Annotated in this window: 16 protein-coding genes and 1 pseudogene; 6 read left to right on the top strand and 11 right to left on the bottom strand. The window is 38.7% G+C overall.

Translation table 11 applies throughout. The features are described 5' to 3' along the window. From JCM21738_RS12675 to JCM21738_RS12650, 6 genes are all read right to left on the bottom strand, one after another. Positions 1-685: helix-turn-helix domain-containing protein (locus tag JCM21738_RS12675; protein WP_023626056.1), on the bottom strand; the 685-nt coding region annotated here is incomplete at its 3' end. 253 nt (positions 686-938) lie between these two features. Next, the gene (locus tag JCM21738_RS25915; protein ID WP_243463014.1) at positions 939-1,187 is read right to left on the bottom strand and encodes a DUF6431 domain-containing protein; all 249 of its coding nucleotides are present in this window, start codon (positions 1,185-1,187) and stop codon (positions 939-941) included. Between the two features lie 825 nt (positions 1,188-2,012). Continuing rightward, complete coding sequence (locus JCM21738_RS12665) at positions 2,013-4,445, bottom strand: DEAD/DEAH box helicase (RefSeq protein ID WP_052019694.1); 2,433 nt, start codon at positions 4,443-4,445, stop codon at positions 2,013-2,015. A gap of 228 nt (positions 4,446-4,673) precedes the next feature. Continuing rightward, positions 4,674-5,879 (bottom strand): hypothetical protein, encoded by a 1,206-nt coding sequence (locus JCM21738_RS12660; RefSeq protein WP_023626060.1) that lies wholly within the window; start codon positions 5,877-5,879, stop codon positions 4,674-4,676. Next, on the bottom strand, positions 5,876-6,547 hold the full coding sequence (locus tag JCM21738_RS12655; protein ID WP_023626061.1) for an OmpA/MotB family protein: 672 nt from the start codon (positions 6,545-6,547) through the stop codon (positions 5,876-5,878). The genes JCM21738_RS12660 and JCM21738_RS12655 overlap by 4 nt, the downstream gene beginning before the upstream one ends. Beyond that, on the bottom strand, positions 6,544-8,433 hold the full coding sequence (locus tag JCM21738_RS12650) for a MotA/TolQ/ExbB proton channel family protein (RefSeq protein WP_023626062.1): 1,890 nt from the start codon (positions 8,431-8,433) through the stop codon (positions 6,544-6,546). The genes JCM21738_RS12655 and JCM21738_RS12650 overlap by 4 nt, the downstream gene beginning before the upstream one ends. Positions 8,434-8,783: 350 nt before the next feature. On the opposite strand from JCM21738_RS12650, the gene JCM21738_RS12645 reads away from it, so the two are divergent. Together JCM21738_RS12645 and JCM21738_RS12640 are read left to right on the top strand one after the other, a co-directional pair. Continuing rightward, complete coding sequence (locus tag JCM21738_RS12645; protein WP_035209459.1) at positions 8,784-9,263, top strand: DUF2321 domain-containing protein; 480 nt, start codon at positions 8,784-8,786, stop codon at positions 9,261-9,263. Positions 9,264-9,284: 21 nt separating this feature from the next. Beyond that, positions 9,285-9,869 (top strand): hypothetical protein, encoded by a 585-nt coding sequence (locus tag JCM21738_RS12640; RefSeq protein WP_023626064.1) that lies wholly within the window; start codon positions 9,285-9,287, stop codon positions 9,867-9,869. A 179-nt stretch (positions 9,870-10,048) separates the two neighbouring features. On the opposite strand, the pseudogene JCM21738_RS12635 reads toward JCM21738_RS12640, so the two are convergent. Beyond that, positions 10,049-10,950, bottom strand: a pseudogene (locus JCM21738_RS12635) (ornithine cyclodeaminase family protein). A 144-nt stretch (positions 10,951-11,094) separates the two neighbouring features. Between JCM21738_RS12635 and JCM21738_RS24400 the strand changes: the two are divergent. Beyond that, positions 11,095-11,244 (top strand): hypothetical protein, encoded by a 150-nt coding sequence (locus JCM21738_RS24400; protein ID WP_156315520.1) that lies wholly within the window; start codon positions 11,095-11,097, stop codon positions 11,242-11,244. Here JCM21738_RS24400 and JCM21738_RS12630 read toward each other — a convergent pair. Continuing rightward, positions 11,216-12,523, bottom strand: coding sequence for an MFS transporter (locus tag JCM21738_RS12630; protein WP_023626066.1), 1,308 nt, complete (start codon positions 12,521-12,523; stop codon positions 11,216-11,218). The two genes, JCM21738_RS24400 and JCM21738_RS12630, sit on opposite strands and share 29 nt — an antisense overlap. A gap of 137 nt (positions 12,524-12,660) precedes the next feature. On the opposite strand from JCM21738_RS12630, the gene JCM21738_RS12625 reads away from it, so the two are divergent. Continuing rightward, complete coding sequence (locus JCM21738_RS12625; protein WP_023626067.1) at positions 12,661-13,149, top strand: helix-turn-helix domain-containing protein; 489 nt, start codon at positions 12,661-12,663, stop codon at positions 13,147-13,149. 562 nt (positions 13,150-13,711) lie between these two features. Here JCM21738_RS12625 and JCM21738_RS12620 read toward each other — a convergent pair. Both JCM21738_RS12620 and JCM21738_RS23355 read right to left on the bottom strand, forming a co-directional pair. Next, positions 13,712-14,188, bottom strand: coding sequence for a CarD family transcriptional regulator (locus tag JCM21738_RS12620; protein WP_023626068.1), 477 nt, complete (start codon positions 14,186-14,188; stop codon positions 13,712-13,714). A gap of 215 nt (positions 14,189-14,403) precedes the next feature. Beyond that, the gene (locus JCM21738_RS23355) at positions 14,404-14,520 is read right to left on the bottom strand and encodes an IS3 family transposase (RefSeq protein ID WP_439645999.1); all 117 of its coding nucleotides are present in this window, start codon (positions 14,518-14,520) and stop codon (positions 14,404-14,406) included. Positions 14,521-14,691: 171 nt separating this feature from the next. Here JCM21738_RS23355 and JCM21738_RS26750 point away from each other — a divergent pair, with 171 nt between their 5' ends. Then, positions 14,692-14,814, top strand: a complete 123-nt coding sequence (locus JCM21738_RS26750) for a hypothetical protein (RefSeq protein ID WP_256360198.1) — start codon at positions 14,692-14,694, stop codon at positions 14,812-14,814. A gap of 425 nt (positions 14,815-15,239) precedes the next feature. Here the strand turns inward: JCM21738_RS26750 and JCM21738_RS12615 are convergent, their stop codons facing one another. Next, positions 15,240-16,427 carry a molybdopterin-dependent oxidoreductase gene (locus JCM21738_RS12615; protein ID WP_023626069.1) on the bottom strand — a complete coding sequence of 396 codons (1,188 nt, stop codon included), beginning with the start codon at positions 16,425-16,427 and terminating at the stop codon, positions 15,240-15,242. A gap of 699 nt (positions 16,428-17,126) precedes the next feature. Between JCM21738_RS12615 and JCM21738_RS12610 the strand changes: the two genes are divergently transcribed. Then, a complete protein-coding gene (locus JCM21738_RS12610) occupies positions 17,127-17,747 on the top strand; it encodes an NAD(P)-dependent oxidoreductase (RefSeq protein ID WP_023626071.1) in 621 nt (206 codons plus the stop codon). The last annotated feature ends 77 nt before the right edge of the window (positions 17,748-17,824 follow it).

Here is a 17,824-nt window from a genome sequence, read left to right as displayed (position 1 = left end):
GCTTTCCATTATCAAAATAAACGGCTTCTGGAACACCATACTTTTGTATGGCCTGCCGAAAGGCATCTTCAATGATCCTTGAATCCAAAGTAGGATAGAAAGCTGCGTGAAGCACAAACCTAGTGGCGTCGTCGATAAAGGCGACAAGATATACTTGTTTCTTCATTCCATTCGGACCAATTGGCAGGTAAGGACCATACTTGATATCTGATTGCCAGAGTTGGTTACGATGTCGCTTCTGAAATCTCCTGGCAGCTACTCCTGTCTGGGAGTAGAGTCGCATATGCCGTGTGCTGTAACCTTTTTCGGTGAGCTTTTCCTGGAGCGTTGACCTTTTGATCTGCCCTGGTTCAGCCAACCCTTCCCACTCGAGTATCTGTATGATTTGAGCTACGCTCCGGCTAGGCACTTCCTTGCGCAGAAGGATTGCCTGTTCCAATACATGAGGAGGGATAGCTTCAGACTTTCGAGCACCTTTTCTTCCTTGCGGCTTCAGTCCCACAAACCCATCTTCCTGAAATTGAGCCAAATACCGTCTGATGGTTCTTTCTGAAAGACCACTGGCCTTCGCTATTTGGTCTCTTAGTTCCTTTACTTTCCCAGCGTCAAGCCCCTCTGCCAATAAAGGGGATATCAGCTGAAAACGCTGCACTGCCAATTCTTCCGATTTCTTATGTTCCCTCATGATACACTCTCCTCTCTGTGTCTATCACGAGTGTAAATCAGGAGTTATTGGACAATGAATGCAGAACGGGTGTGTATCCATAAATTAATATTTGCGATAGGCCGGACAATTCTTGTCAGCCATCCATTGGCATCTCCTACCAATCGTCCTATCTTTTGAAGTGCGTTCCCAGAACATTTGGACGTGAAATCCTGGGGGATATTTCCCTGACTGGTCCTGACCATGATGGAATTCAAACAGCCGATCCAATAATTCACAAATTGATGAAACCAGACCTGCCATCTAGAAAGAGTCGAATCATCGGCCGCAACAATGTGGGTGGAAGGTTCGTAAGAACGTCTTCGATACATTCAGCCTCATAGCGTTTATAAGGAATCAATAAATCTGGTAATTCATGATGGATGGTACCACAATTGGTACACTGCATTCTTCTGATGTTATATGTTTTACTCTGTCCTGTATGATCCTTGGCTTTTCGATTCTTAGTACCTCTAACCAACATGTTTTTCCCGCAGCATGGGAAGGAATCCTCCCCGCACCCCTAACTAAAAACTCCAGTAAGTATGTTTTCAATCAGCTGATAATCTGATACAATAACCATATACTTTTTTGGTGGGACGTCTCCCGTATAACTGTTGGCGCAGTTATACATTTATGGGGGACGTCTTTTCCTTTCTCCAGAATAAATGTCGAAATGTTTCGAATTATATACGGACATTATAATCGACTAATTCTGGACAGGCAATACCGTCAACTTTCGGAAATTTAAGGATGTCAAAAACAGTTTATCTAGAAAATATTCCTCCTATCCCCCAGTCTTTCTTCATTTATTTTACTCTCAAAAATTTGCTCTCTAAATTTGTTTATAGGTTCGTCAGAGAATTCATTACCACGTAAGCACTCCACAATATAATATGAATAGCGTTTACTCCGGTAGTTTTTTTGCAAATAACACCCTTATTATAATAAATTTTAACCAGTTGATTAATATAAATTTAAGTCCTTGAGCCTCTGTTTACGTTCAGAGGCTTTTTCCTTTAAAAGGGCTAATATTAGTAAAGAAGTGATGTGCCCTCTGAACAGGATATTTTTGGAGACAAAGGAACGGTTCTCGTGTCTCACTCCGGTACCAAAATAGTTAAGGGAAGAGCCGCGATTATTCTTGTTTGAGTCCATTTGGTAAAAGATAAAAAGATATAGGATAAAGCTTATTTCAAATTGCAAATAGGGCAATGAAAAAAAAGGATAGCATAATACCAATCCTCCTCCTTCTAGCCCATATATTCTCAATTGTTTCTAAGTACAGTCACCACCCATGTCCCTTCGTTTACTTCCTAACACTCTCCCAAACTTCACTCTGCATCTTCTTCGTATTAAATGGCACTATAACATCCTCTGCCAACTCTGACTTATCAATCAGAATCTGATGCATGATTTCCTCTACTGTTCCATTCGGAAAGTTTCCTGGATCTTGTGTAATTAAATGATATACATATACATCTCTCTCTTGGCCAATTCGATAAGCCCGGTCAGTCGCTTGATTTTCAACAGCTGGATTCCACCATCGTGTAAAGTGAATTACGTGGTTAGCACTTGTAATGGTGAGTCCAACACCTGCTGCTTTAGGAGACAAAATCATTACTTGGAAACCTTCTAATTTATTAAATTCTTCTACCACGCCCGCCCTATTATCTGTACTCCCATCAATAATAGGAACATGGATTTTAAATTTCCTAGTGATTTCCACTTTCAAAATAGATTGTAGCTTTCGGAACTCCGTAAATATCAATACTTTTTCCTGCTGTTTCTGGATCGTTCCCAGTAGTTCTAATACTTTCTCAAGTTTGGGAGAGTGCTTTACTAATGGTTCTATATCATCATTAACTGCTGATGGATGTCCATATGCTTGTCTTAAATTCATTAAGGCCGTTAACATATTTGCTTGGTTACCGCTTCTGGCAGAAACAATGGATGCAGCTAATTGCTGTTGTATACGTGAGGCGCTAAGATAGTACGGCTCCTTAATGTGCTTTGTTGGTAACTTGTCTGCAAGGACCTCACTTTTGGTTCTTCGAAGATAATATGGCTGCAACAATGCACGTAACTTCTCTGTATTCACCTCTTTCACATATTGCTTTCTGAAATCTGCCAGCGAAGAAAATGCACCAGGTTCCACAAAGTCCATGATAGCCCAAAGTTCTTCGAGTGAGTTTTCTACCGGAGTCCCAGTCATGGCGAGTCTGAACTGTGCTTTCATGGCACGTAACGCTAATGATCGAGCAGAGCCATAGTTCTTTGCATTCTGAGCTTCATCCGTTATTAGGTTCTGAAAATCTACTTGTCCAAAAACGAACTGATCACCCTTTAATGTGTCATATGTAGTTAATATGATATTCTCTTTTTCTAGCTCTGCTTTCGTCCGATGGCGTGATGGTCCACTATGGATATACACAAATGGAGATAGCGATGGAGCAAACTTTGCAATCTCATTCTTCCAGTTATTGATAAGTGCTTTAGGCAATACGATTAAGGTAGGTGCAAGTTGATCCTGATTCTCCCTATGAAGTAAGAAAGTGATTACTTGCATCGTCTTTCCTAACCCCATGTCATCTGCCAATAATCCATTGCTCCCTGCTTCAGCAAGACTAGCCATCCAAAAGAACCCTTCTTTTTGATAGTCAAACAAATTGGCTTTTAATCCCTCTGGTATTGGATAGGATTTGTACCGTCTTTCACCAGTTCCAGCTTTGCTATATTCCAATTCATCTTCATTTTTTAGAATCTCCAGAGCAATCTTCTCTTTGGTTTGTTTTTCCTCCTGGTCCACAAACCCTAGTTCTTGCTTTGCTTTTTTGTCTAAATAAAAGTATGTATTGTTTTGTTTGTAAAAGAGTTTATCCGGTTCGCGGGTAACCTGATCACGCATTTCACCTTCATCCATTTCAACCGGCTCACCTGACTCTGTATTAAACCAAACACGTTTTCCATTTACTACTGAATAGCGCACCCGTTGAATGACTATATAGCCCTTTACTCGCTCAGAAAAGTCTTCAAGATTAAATGTGAACGTATCGCCTCCATAGAAGGCGTGTGGATTTTCAGCAAATTGAGCGATTTCTTCCCCTCTTAAAACTTGTTTTTGCTTGATTTTTCTTATATCCTCAACTACTTTAGGCGCAAACCTTACACGTTGCCTTGTATCACCCTTTTTGATACTAGCATTTAACTGATTTTGCTCGACTAATTGATCTGCAATGGCATCATCTGTTTTAATCTCAAGCTTTAGCGTATCGTCATCTAATAGTTTGGGTTCAAGTTCGATTTCTTCAACAAAGGTATATTTTTCTCTTGTTAGAAAGTCATCTAGTATAAAATGATATTTCTTTGCCAGGTGCTGGACGCGAGCAATTTTTTCATACGGATCTTCTATTTCAGAATGAATGACTTGATATAATTGCCATATTCCCTCTGAAAGCAATTTAACTTCATCTTCTTTTCTTAAGAAAGGGCCTTCAATATCCCATTCGAATTCAACATTCTCACCTTTTGTGTCTTTCATTGTCACTTTGAATTCAGGCTGCTTACCTGATAACCCAGTCATTTGAATAAAAACCTGCAGGTGCTCTTCAACTATTGGGAGACCTAAAGCAGAAAGATCTTCTTTTAAATCTAGTTCGTCTCCAGCAAAAATCTCTTGCTCTAGATCATCTTGAATTGTTACGCGATCATGTAAAATATCAAAGTAGGACTGGACAGTCAATCTCCCGCCTTCAAAATACTGTGTCTCGGACAACCCTTCATAAATGACATACTCTGTTGAACCTGTATACCGAAATAGGCTCCATATTCGTCTGGGGGAATGGGCATTTGGATTTCATCACGTTCCTTCCCCCTGACTAAAAAAGGCGAAAAAAGATGTCCGTTCCATTTGAATGAAACGACATCTCTAACTTTTTGTTTGGAATCGTTGAAAAATCCTGACCATCTTTTACACATCCCAACCTAATTTATCTCTTAAGTATTCATCAACATCCTCTTGCCATCCTTGATAATGTTTAATTCTACCTTCATCGTGACTAAGTGTAGTATCCATAAAAGCATTCCTATTAATTTTATAGGGTCCCGGTACAGGTCTATTCGGGTTATAATGTTGTTCGTAAATCGAAACCTTTACATCGAATTTGTCATCGAACCAGCTTCTGTCATAAATATATATAGCTCCTCCAGTCATTTTTTCAATGATTACTACATCACTAAAGTACATGAAAATCGTTGCATCATGAGGTAAATGTATGAGCCGTTGAATTCTCCGCGAGTATTTCTTCCAGTATTTAAAGCGTTCTCCACCTTCTCGATTTTCACCAAAGAAATCAAAAAGTTCTTTAGACATATACCAGCTATGAAACTCGTCTTTTTCTTTTTGCTTTACATCAGACCACTTCATCGGAGACTTCACATGAGTTTGGAGTTTACTAAAGATCTCATCACTAATTTCAGTGACTTCATAACACGATTGAGAACGAATAAACCCTTCCGCCAACATTTGACGTTTGGTGTTATCCGCTCTTCTAAAATACTCAATAAATTCAGTTTGATAGGCTTTATATAAAGATGTTGTTCCATTAACAAACATGTTAAATAATAAATCTTGGTAAAAAAGATGGCCTTTTTCTACCATTAAAAATTCTATTAGCTTATCAAATTCATAACTGGACGCATATTGATGTATTTGTTTACTGATCGGTCTTCCATCTTCCATAAGAAGATCCCACAACAGAATTTTATCTTTAGACCAACCTAAAGTTATAGATTCTTTTCTCCCGCTATAAGCTTCCTTTGCAATTTCCCAGGTCTCATCGAACACATTGTTGTGATATGAACTATGAAGGGCGTAGTCAAACACACGCATGTCTTTTTTAGAAAAGAGATTTAACTTATGAACGAGGTATTGAACCGCCATCAGGTTTTTGATTTTTGGAATGATAAAAGTAAAAGCTAGCAGCTTTTCAGGACTAAGTCTATCCAGCCAAGTTTTAAAACGATTAAAGGACTCTTCCAACAATATTTTTGTTTGAACTTCAAGTTCCGCAATTAAGGATCTGAATTTTTCTGTATTGAAAGGTAACCTACGTCTCTCTTTAATTTCTTGGTCAACCCATTCAGTAATAAGAATTGGTTTATAAAAATATCTCAATCTTCACTCACCAACTTTTGAAGCTCTTCAATTCGTTCATCTTCTTTTAAACGAAATAAGAATTCCACTCGTCTTGATTTATCAGGGTTATAAGTACCGTCAGGATTATTGATAGGTACCATAAACGATCGACCATTTGAAGTTAAGTAGTCTTTAGAAAGATCCTTTTCAGGAAAGTCCACAAAGTTTTCGTCATAAATTTCTTGGACAACAGAAAAAGCCCGAGCTTGTGATAAATCCAAATTATATAAGTAACTTCCAGCTTTATCTGTATGCCCTTCAACAATAATGGAGGATATATCCTCGCTAAATTTGTCCTGTAAAATGATTCCGAAGTACTTAGGCACGAATTCTCTTAAAAACTTGATTCCTTCTGGTGAAAGTTCAGAAGAATTGACTTCATATAAGATATTCCCTGGAAATCTTATAGCTCCCGTCTGAGGGTCAACTTCAATATTCATGTTAGACCCTTTAAATTCCTCAGTTAAATCTGCAATTATATTATTTTTCACATTTGTTACCGCATCTATCTGACGCTGCTTTTCATCCATATCACTTTTATAATCAAGAATAATCACAGATAGTAACAAAACAAATACCATCAACATCGCGCTCATTAAATCTGCGTAACTCATCCAGTAATTTGTTTCTTTCCGCCTTCTTCTCATACGCCTTGCTCAACCTTCTCTTCAATCTGATTGACATACTCCGTTAAATGTTCTACCGAGTTTCTATATTGTTCACCCATTAATTTGAAATGAACAACCGCCTCACGTAATTCTTCATCAAATAATTTAAAAGTCTCGCTTACACCTTGATTCATATTATCTTTAAAGCTGATCATGGTAGAATTAAGTTCATCTTTGATGGATTCAAAATGCTTGGCAGCAGATTCCCACTGTTCTCTCGAGTATCGTGTCTGCTGTGTAACTCCATTTAAGTGATCAGAAGTTACTGTCATAAATCTACGCATATCTTCAACTAATGCTGTATTCCAAGAGTCTAGCTTCGGAATCATTTCTTCTTGCATATCCTTCATTTCCACAATTGATTCTGCTAATTCACTTAAACCATTGATTGTAGTCGTTAGAGATTCGCTCAATGGGACAAGCTCGGCAATTGCAACTTTTGCTCTCTCCATAAATTCAGCTGAATCTTTCGAAGCTTCTTTTTGATTATTGGAAGCTTCAACAAGCTCGTTTGATAGATCTTCGAATCGTTTTGAAACCAGGTCGGTTTTTTCAACTAAAGTCTCAATCATTGAATTTTGGACTTCTGCCATGCGGTCTCCAAAAGCCACGAACTGATTCACCAGTTCATCTGATTTAGACATAAAGCTCTGCTGATGAGAAATCATTTCCTTTTGCGTCGCTGTATGTTCAACCATCATTGATTGTATATTTCCTATGTCATTGACAGCATTTAATAAGTTTTCTTGAGCAGATGCATAATTACGCTGTGTTTCGTCCATTTGTTCTGAAAGATTAGTAAATGTGGAAACCATGTTTTCTGTTTTATGGATCATGTTTGAATTTGATTCGGCAGCTTGATTAAATTGTTCTACTGTATTTTCTAATAATGAATTCATTCGACCCTGATTTTCTTGAGCTAAACGAAGTACTTGAGAGAACTCATGAATCGATTCATTCATTGACTCACTTACTCCATCCATTATTCGGTTAGCCATGTCCTCACTTTGATTTTTCATAAGATGCAGATGCTCAAGGGATGTTTCATGTTGCTCTTTCATTTGCTGTGAAATTTCTTGATTCCCTTTTTCAATAGTTCGGACAAAAGGTACCATCGCTTTTTCCAAGGCATCCGTTAATAACGTTTTCATCTGTTCAGTTTGCTGCTGTTGAATTTTCTCAAGACGATTCAAGAAAATTTCCTCATCGTCAGCATTAAGAAAATAATGAAGCTTATTGATATGCCACTCAATATCTTCATTTCTTTTACGAGTAATCATGCTATCTAATAGAATCCAAACAATGGATAAAACCACACCTAAAACAGATGTGTAGAAAGCTGTCTTCATTCCACCTATTAGGCCAGAAACACCCTCTCTCAATAGATCAGGGTTTGCCATATTTAAACCAGAAAGTCCAATCGCCAGTCCAATAAAGGTTCCAAGTACCCCTAATGAAACATGAATTCCACTACCATTATCTAAAATATTTCTTTTACCAAGAGTATCGTGCATTACATCATAACCAAAAAATGGTTCTACTCGAATTTTCTCATCAACCGAGTTTTCTTTTTTCACTCGACTGAAATATCGCTCCCACTGCACTCGATAAGGATTATTCTCTTTTAACTTTCCAAAAATCTTATTTATTTCCTTATTTAGTTCTTTGATATTTAAAGATGAATCCAGATTATTTAATTCAGTTCTAATATATTTCATAGCTTTGATATTTTCTTTTTCCATATAATAATGCAATGCTAAATACGTTCCGAAAAAAATAACTTGAAATAGAAGAAACCCATTTGTAAAACTATTTAAACCTATATTATTAATCCAGTTATAAATACTCTCAAATAGAGCAAACATACTATACCCCCTACAGATCTACCTATTTATCTATTTTATCATTCCCAATTACTAGTAACTAGTAGATTTAAAAGCCAAGATGTGGATATTTTGATCAGAACATATTGTTTTAGGTATATTTTATTTTTTCTTCAAACATTAATTGAAGGGGACCCACCCGAACGTTTCCCCTAAAATAGTGATAGTGCAAGCTACTTTTTTCTATTTATACAGTTCATATAGGCTAAGGAAAGCCCCATATCTCTTTTTAAGTTTAGTGAATACCCAAGGGCGGAATTTACGAGTGGAATATTTTACAAGTGCTAAAAATTTCTTTTATAATATATTTATAACAGATTGGAGGGTTAGCCTTGGCTTACGACATTGCCCAAATTTGTCTTAATGGTCATATTACGAATGATAGTGTTAACAGGTATCCGGTGGATTCAAAGAATTATTGTGACACTTGCGGCTCAAAAACTATTAAAGAATGTCAGAGTTGTAAAGTTGCAATTCAAGGGGCGATGTATAGTGAGTATTCCTATGAAGCTCTTGAAAATCCTCCATCATACTGTATTCACTGTGGTGATGCATTCCCTTGGATTAATTTAGCACTTGAAGCTGCTGAGGAATTGGCAAATATAATTGATGAACTAGGAGAGCATGATAAAAAAATCTTAACAGATTCTTTAGCTGAACTAGTAAAGGATACACCGAGACGTGAAGTAGCCGTCATTAAGGTTAAAAGTATTTTAAAAGGGCTAGACTCTCACTTTAGTGACGGTTTTAAGAATATCCTTTATAACGTATTATCCAACCTATCACTGAAAAGATATGGGGATCCTAATTGATCAAAAAGGAGGTAAGTCTAAGTGATAGAAAACACCGAACTGTTAAAAGCAAGTGAATCCCTTAATAAGTTTTTAAATCAGAGCAGTACACAAACAACTAGAGACAAAATAGAGTCATCAAAAGCTAAAAAGAACAACCCCGAAGAAATAATTAATAATCTGGAAGAAATCATAAATAACTTAATTGCAGAGAAGAATGAATTAATCTCTATCGCTCAAACTTATGATGAACAACTAGTTTCCCAAAAGATTTCAGATGAAGATATAAAATATATTACAGAGAACCTATTACCTTTATTAGAAAAAATGATGGAATATGGCGATCCTGAAACTGTTGAGGAAAATTTACGCAACATAGAAACATTCAAACCCCTTCTTTCAAAAGAAACGTTTAATATTATGCAACTATTAGGATTTAATTTTAAAAAGGCTATAGGTGAACCATTAACAGAGTTAGTCAACGGGCTAATTTCTTCAAAAATCCCTAGTAACTCTCATAAGGAAAAAGAATACCAGGTTCTAGTTGCTCAAAGAGAGGTCGAATATCTTAAAATTATTCAAGATGAGGAAGCTTATCAAAGGTTCTTAGATTTTAGAAAAAATTAACGCAAAATTTATGAGCAAGTAACATGGGGACGATCTCGCATCAGTAAAATACTAAGTGAAGTGAAGCCTTGCGCCGATATTTGCATGTTTATTTTTACAGGCAAGTGATTGACTATTAGGATACATAAACGCCTTGAAAATTTCGGGACATGGGTTCCGTTCCCATGCCCCAATTGTTCCTACAATGTAATCTCCTCCCCCTCATTCATTTGCCTAGCCTTCCCAAAAACCCCCTTAGCCACAGCCAAATCAAAATGAGCCGCACCAACCGATTTAAAAATAGTAATATCCTCAACTCCACGCTCAACCTGATTCATGTGTAGTTCATCCAGAGTTCCAGAAAGCTGATCAAATGACCATTTACCTTGTTTCACTGCATCAATGAATTCCCCAGCTTCTGCTTTCATCCCCTCATAATCATCTGCATAAATCAATGCTGCTTTTTCAAGCGCGCCTAACGGGATTTCACGCATTTCGGGTAAGTAACTGCCAACACCGATGATATGGGTTCCTGCTTTTACATAGTCGGCATCAAATACTTCTTCGGTTGATCGGGTTGCACAGCAAATGACGTCAGACTGGGCGACGGCTTCGTTCCGGTCGACTCCGGTATGGATCTTAGCGGTGATACCAGCCTCTTTGAGCTTTTCACCGAATGTGTATGTCTTCTCTATAGAACGGTTGATTAAATAGATGTCTTGTATCGGCAGGACGTTCACGATTCCCAGTACTTGCTCGAACGCCATTCCGCCTGTGCCAATGACGGTCAGGACTTGGCTGTCTGGCTGGCGAGGTGGCGGGCTGAGATGGCACTTAATGCGCCGGTTCTTAATCGTGTCAGATAGGAAGCGGACAGTAAGCTTATATGTCTTCCTGTTTGTAGTTCTGTGAGTAAAATGGCTCCCTGTGTGGTTGGAAGATCAGCTGAGCTGTTATCAGGAAAAATCGAGACAATTTTGGTCGCTGCCATTGACGTTCCATCCGAGCTTGGCATATAGAGAACCGAGCCGTTGCGTTCAGGGACATTCAGTACCGTCCGATGAGGATTTTGAACACGTCCTTCATGAATGGCCACCAACATGTTTTCGACATCCCGAATGGCATCTTCGATTTTATAAATGGATTGGATTAGTTGTTCGTTCAGTATAAGCATATAGAATCTCTCCTTTTATCAGAAAAGCGCAAGCGCCTTGGTCAGCCCCGACAAGCGCTGGAGGGCCGACCGGTGAAGTCGTTCTTTGACTTCATTGGGCGGACCGAAGCGACTCGAGGGGCTAGGCGCTGGAGCTGGACATTTCTCGAAGTGAAATTTACACTTTCTTATCTCTTGAAAAAACTCGGCCAAATTATTTGGCCGAGCTCATTTTACCAGTGATCACAGTTGGTTCAACGCGGCTTTTCACTGCCCAGATGGCAATGAGTGACACCACAGCAGTAAACATGATGTAGAGTGCAACTGGGACGTAGGAATTATCGAATGATGCGAGCAGCGCTGTGGCAACGAGTGGCGCTGTTCCGCCAGCGACTGCGGCACCGATTTGATAACCTAGTGAGACACCAGTATAGCGAACCTTGGCATCAAAGATTTCGGAGAACATGGTTCCAAGCACAGCCGTAATCGGAGCCCAAATAATCCCCAGGCCGATAATCGTCGCCAACACCAGCATGAGAACACTGCCTTGATGGATCATCCAGAAGTATGGGAAAGCGAAAGCCATCATCGCCAATGTACCGGCGATATACATTTTCTTACGGCCAACGCGGTCTGACAGACTTCCCATGATCGGAATAAGGATCGTCGTAATAACGGTTGAAACCATGACAGAACCTAACACGGCAGAGCGGCTGAATCCTAGTGTGCTTGTCGCATAGGAAACAATGAACGTACTGAAAATATAGAATGGAGCTGTCTCCACCACTTTCGCACCGATCGTGATCAGCACTTCTTTCCAGTAATAACGAAGGGTATCGACGATTGGCAGCTTTGGAATTTCACCTTTTTGCTGAACTTCCTTGAACTCTGGTGTCTCATCGATTCCTTTTCGGATCCATAAACCAAAGACTACGAGCAATGCACTGAAGATGAACGGCACGCGCCAGCCCCATGTCATGAATTGCTGCTCTGGCAATAAGCTCATGAGCCAAAGAGCGAGTGTTCCCATCACCATTCCGATCGTCACACCCATTTGCGGAATGGATCCGAAGAATCCTCTGCGTTCTGGCGGAGCATACTCAGTCGCAAGCAAGAGAGCTCCTCCCCATTCCCCGCCGATTCCAAGTCCCTGGATCAGACGAAGTGTAATCAAAATGATCGGTGCAGCTACACCAATTGCTTGATATGTAGGCAGAATACCCATTGCGAATGTCGCAGCACCCATTAAGCTCAATGTTAAAACAAGTGTCTTTTTCCGGCCGATTCGATCTCCAATATGACTAAAAATGATTCCTCCAAATGGCCGGATGAAAAACGAAAGGGCAAATGATGCATACGCTAGAAGCAAGCCTACTGTTGGATCCTCATTGACAAAGAATAATTGATTAAATACAAGTGCGGCCATTGTTCCATATAGAAAATAGTCAAACCATTCAATGGAACTTCCAACAAGGCTGGCAATCAATACACGATAAGTTGTTTTCTTATCTAACTGTTGCATTTTCTCTTCCTCCCCTTTTAAAATTGAAGTGATACTTCAATTAAATTTTAGATAATGGTTAATATTCTGTCAACTTTGTTCAAATTGACACAAACTTCATCTAGGTTAAAAATGGTAAATAGGAGGTGGGGAATTCTATGATCGGTGTACGACTGAAAGAAATCCGTAAAGAGAAAAAAATGACTTTGAAGGAACTTGCCGAAGGAGCCGGTGTATCCATCAGCTTTCTATCACAAGTCGAACGAGGAAAGTCCAGTGTCACATTAGAGTCATTGCGAAAAATATCCGAAGTTCTAGGCGTCAATCCAAGTACCTTTTTTCCAAGTAACAATGAGCCGATGAGTGAACCTTCATTTCATTATAAAGACCTGACACAACAAGTCCCAAACCCAGACTTTCACCCAATACTCGTCACACTCCCAGCAAACCAAAGCGATGGACAACCCTTTTCACATAGCGGCCATGAATTTGTCTATGTAATAGAAGGAACATTGACATTGCAAATAGAGACAAAGATGATTGAACTGCAACAAGGAGAATCATGGTTCTTTTCGGCCAGTGAAACGCATTATTGGTACAATCATACAGATCAAACGATCAGATTCCTCGTCGTCTCATCCAGATAAACACACGGATGGTTCTGCCGTCCCACTCGGTAGTTAATAAGTGTGAGGAATCATTCTTGCAGTTTTGGGGACATGATCACCGTCCCACATCAAAGGATTTAAAATCATCACCAGTAATCTTTACTAATGTTATGCATATAAAATGGTTTCCTCGTCTGGAAACCATTTTTGTAGCGGACCATATGGTGATAAAAATTCGTTTTTCTTTTACGTAAGGAAGCTAAACAATTACTATTCACTGTCTTAGTAGATGCAAAAATTCTTAAAGATAGAGGTGAGATTGATTGTTTTTCTTCTAGAAATAATGACTTAAATAATATATACCTAAAACAATGAAAGCCCTACCTCTCTTTCATCCTTACGGCTCCTAGTCCGTGCCAGTGTGAATCAGGATTGCAAAAATCAAGTGACTATTTTATCGAGTTATTTGATGAAACTTCAAACGTTCGTATAGGAAATTTAAGTAATAAAAATGGATTAGATTGTAGAAAAAACAAAAGAGGTAATGCTCTAAAGGTGAGTTGGAGAAGTTGAATGTCTTTGAAGATGTATTAAAGAAACCTTAACAGAAACTTTTTATTTGATTTTCAGTAATCCCTTTAATTAATTCCAGTTCACTAATCAAAAATTTATGTGCGTTATCTAACATTTTTTTTTCGCTTGTATTAAGTGCTTTTTCTTTCTTCATACGCATTAAATCACGTACAACTTCACTACATTCTTGTATTTTACCTGTTTTTATTTTGTCCGTGTTCACTTTATACCTTTGTTTCCACGGCAGTAGTCTATCAGATTCTCCATGATGAAAAATGTTTATGATGTGTTTTAATGCAATTATGTCAGTAACAGGTCGTATATTTGAATTCAATATTTTCCCCGCAGGAATCATGACTTGCATATTACCGATTAACATCTTTATGACATAATACTGTTGTTTTTCCCCTGAGATTTCCTTTTCTTCTATAGCTTTAATAATACCTACTCCGTGCATTGGATAAACAATCGTATCGTCAATTTGGAACAAATAATCCACCTCCATATTTGGTAACCTTCTTAACCTTAACATATATATTATTTTTTATCAAATTTTTAATAATAACATAAATTTATTTTTAGTGTCAACTACTTTTTTCTTTAAAATTAGAAAAAGTAAAACCATAGGAATAGTGTCGAGAAGCGAAGGGACGTTGAACTGCTCCCCGTCAAGTAGACAGTGGAAATAATAAAAACTATCTAAACGGCTTTGGCCCTGTATTATACCGGGCTAAGGCCGTTTAATCTTTTTTGGTAACGTTCATGATTATAAAAGTATATGTACTCATCAATCGCCGCAGAAAGTTCTTCAAAGGTCTTATATGGGCACCTCTCCAGCATATATAAAGGAGAGGCGGGAGCGTTTCTCGAGTCTCATTCGGATATCGAAATAGATACAAAAACCTTATTATTCTTAGTTGCTTTTACAAAAGATATAATAATCTTGTCGCTTCCGTGATTTAAAGTTTACGGTATTTTAATAAATAGATACAATATAAGAATAGTCATGTGACGAGGTGGGCGATCAATCCTCCAGCGATTGGAGGTGAGATCATGGATTTAGCGACAGCAACGTTCGTAGTATTGTTGATTGCTTTAGTCGTTCAAATCATTGCTGTAACAAAAAAGTAATCCACCTCGTCGGCCAAAACAAGAGTGGATTACCTTCGTGAATCTTACTATTTGTGCACCGGTCGTTCATCGCGACACATGGCTTGACCGTGGTATTCCCGTACCGCGGTCTTTTTTATTATTTCTTACACTTGTTCATTTTAATTAGAAGTTGTTAAATTTAGTTCAACTTTGTTCAAAGTATACCACATCTTAAGTGTAAATAATCATATAAGAGTAAGCAAATGTAAAATATTTTCTCATTTTGTTTAACATTTATTAGAACAGAAAACACAGGGACGGTTCTTAAAGCGGACAATCGGAAGTTTTGCGCGAAAAAAGCGAAGCATAGGGACGTACCTTCTGCTTCCAAAATCAATGACGAAAAAAGGAGCAAAAGCCTCGTCACCCTTGCTCCCTGTTTGCTGCGCTCCATGAAGATTAGCTCAAGTTGTCTCTTTTAATCCTACCCATGCATCGGTATCATATCCCCTCACTTGCCAGTAGCCTTCGTGGACATGATCGATGGCTTCAACTCTGACAAGCCATTTCACGGATTTGTAGGCATACATTTTGGGGACAATCAGCCGGACGGGGCCTCCATAATCTGACGGGATCAGCTCTCCATCCATGAGCACAGCGACCATGACATCATCCAAGACTGCCTGTTCAAGGGACAATGAGTCAGTATATACACCGTCGCCTGAGTAAAACTTCAGATGGGAGGCGTTCTCTTTCAGCTTTACCTTCTTCATGAGATCTTTCAGCAGGATGCCTTCATACGTGACATGAAGCACGGACCATCCCGTAACGCAGTGAAAATCACTGACCTGGACTTTCCTCTTCAATTTGACGAATTCCTCCCATGACAACGACACTGGTTCATCAACCAGTCCATCAATCGTAAAATTCCAATTTTCATTCGTAAAAACCGGTGTCTCCGTTACTGTATAAATCCTGAATTTGCCTTCATACCCTCCACCAATTGGAGGGGAGGATTGCTTGGCGGGAATTGGCAGGGGCGAGAGCTCATTTGTGCTGTTCAGCGCCACCTCCTGCAGTGTCGATCCCCCATCATCCATTACTTGTTTAAACCATTTATATATAGATGGACCCAAAAAGATCGCAAGCAAAGTGACAATGCCGTATTTGAAAAACCCTCTGCGGCTGAAGGCATATAGTTCTTTCTTTTTTTCCTGAAGTTGATCTGATCTTTTACGAAACCAGCCTGACCTGGTCACTGAGTGGAAAAGGAGGACCGGCAGACCAATCCAGGTGAATACATCATGCACGATCAATGAAGCTTGAACGAGTGCTTCAGGAAGACTCCTTTGAAACGTCAGAACCGTACCGCTAATAATCCATCCAATGATCAATCCAATAACGATCGCAAGATTCCGTTTCTTCCCTTGTTGTTTTTTTATGACTTTGTAATGGAAAGCAAAATAGCGGAAATAAAGCAGAAGGAAGGCTACAGTTGCAAAACCGATCCAAATATGCGCATCCTTCAACATGACACGATATGAAGCCAGCGGCCCTCTTAATGAAGGAATGAAAAGCAAGATCCCGCTAATGAATAAAAATAAGGTAGCATATCCATTCAGATGATGAAGCCTTTTTAATCTATTCCACATTTCGCTACACCCACCTCTCGCTTATTCAGAAGCCTGAACCTGAAGCGTCTTTCTGTTCTGACAATACTTTTTACACCGATTGCCCCTCCTTGATGAACAAGAGTCAGGGACGGTTTCCTTGTGCCATTCTGGAACCAATATAATGATAAGAGAAGCCTTTGTTACATCAGCTTAAGTCTTTAAACAGCAAGACCATCCAAACAGGACGGGCATGATAAATAAATCGCACTAACATCACCATGATTCATCCTCCAATAATCTATAATTATAGAATACTAGCAATAATATATTCTAACTTCAATGGGCTAGAATGATACCGATGGAAGACATAAGGATAGTTCAATAATGATGAAAAACAAAATAAAGGCCTTCCCTGCCAATGGACATAATAGGTTCTCTTTTGGAGTGCAAAAACGCGAAAAAAACAACACAAAAATGCCATTATCATGCTCCTTATCAGTGTGCTATTTACGTGTTAATTCTTATGATAAAACTAAAGAAGAATTAGACCTATTTAGGGTTTGCTATTTGGTAAAGAAATGTACATTTACGGTGCGTTGATCCAGGAAGGATTGACGCACTTTTTTGGTAAAATCCTTATCGAAGAAGCAGCTTAGTGGAAGAGTGCTGTAAAAGACGAAATAATAGTATTTATAGTGTATTGTAATATTGGTATTCGTAAATAGGAGGATTATACTTTTGAATATTTTAATTTTAGGTGCAACTGGACGAGTTGGAAGTCAAATACTAACTTATGCCCTTCATGATAGACATCATGTTACTGTATTAGTTCGCACTCCAGAGAAGATTCAAATAAATAGTGGAAATTTAACCATTATTCAAGGGAATGTTTTAAATAAAAATGATATAGTACGTGCAATGCAGGGGATTGATGTAGTTATTAGTGCATTAAATACTGATGGCACAACCACTCTTTCAGAAAGTATGCCACTAGTTATCAATGCAATGCAAAATGAAGGTATACAACGAATTATCACGGTAGGCACCGCTGGGATCTTACAAAGTAGAACTACCCCAACCGTAATGCGTTATCAGTCAAGTGAATCAAAACGTAAATCAACCCGTGCAGCAGAAGAACATCATAAAGTTTACGATATGCTGAAACACTCAACACTCGATTGGACGATTGTATGTCCTACATATTTGCCAGATGGAGAAAGAGAAGGACAATATCGAATTGAACGTAATTTTTTGCCAGAAGGCGGTATGAAAATATCAGTGCCGGATACGGCGGAATTTACTTATCGTCAGATAGAAAGTAGCGATTATGTCCAATCACGTGTAGGAATCGCCTACTAATTTTGCTAATTCAGAAGCAGAGGGACGTACCCTTTGCTTCATGTTAGCTGGCAATGGAATCAGATTGGGATAACTGT

The organism is Mesobacillus boroniphilus JCM 21738, assembly GCF_000517385.1.
GTDB classification, from domain to species: Bacteria; Bacillota; Bacilli; order Bacillales; family Cytobacillaceae; genus Mesobacillus; species Mesobacillus boroniphilus.
Note: the sequence above shows the minus strand (reverse complement) of the source record. Positions and strands in the feature narration are given on the sequence as shown.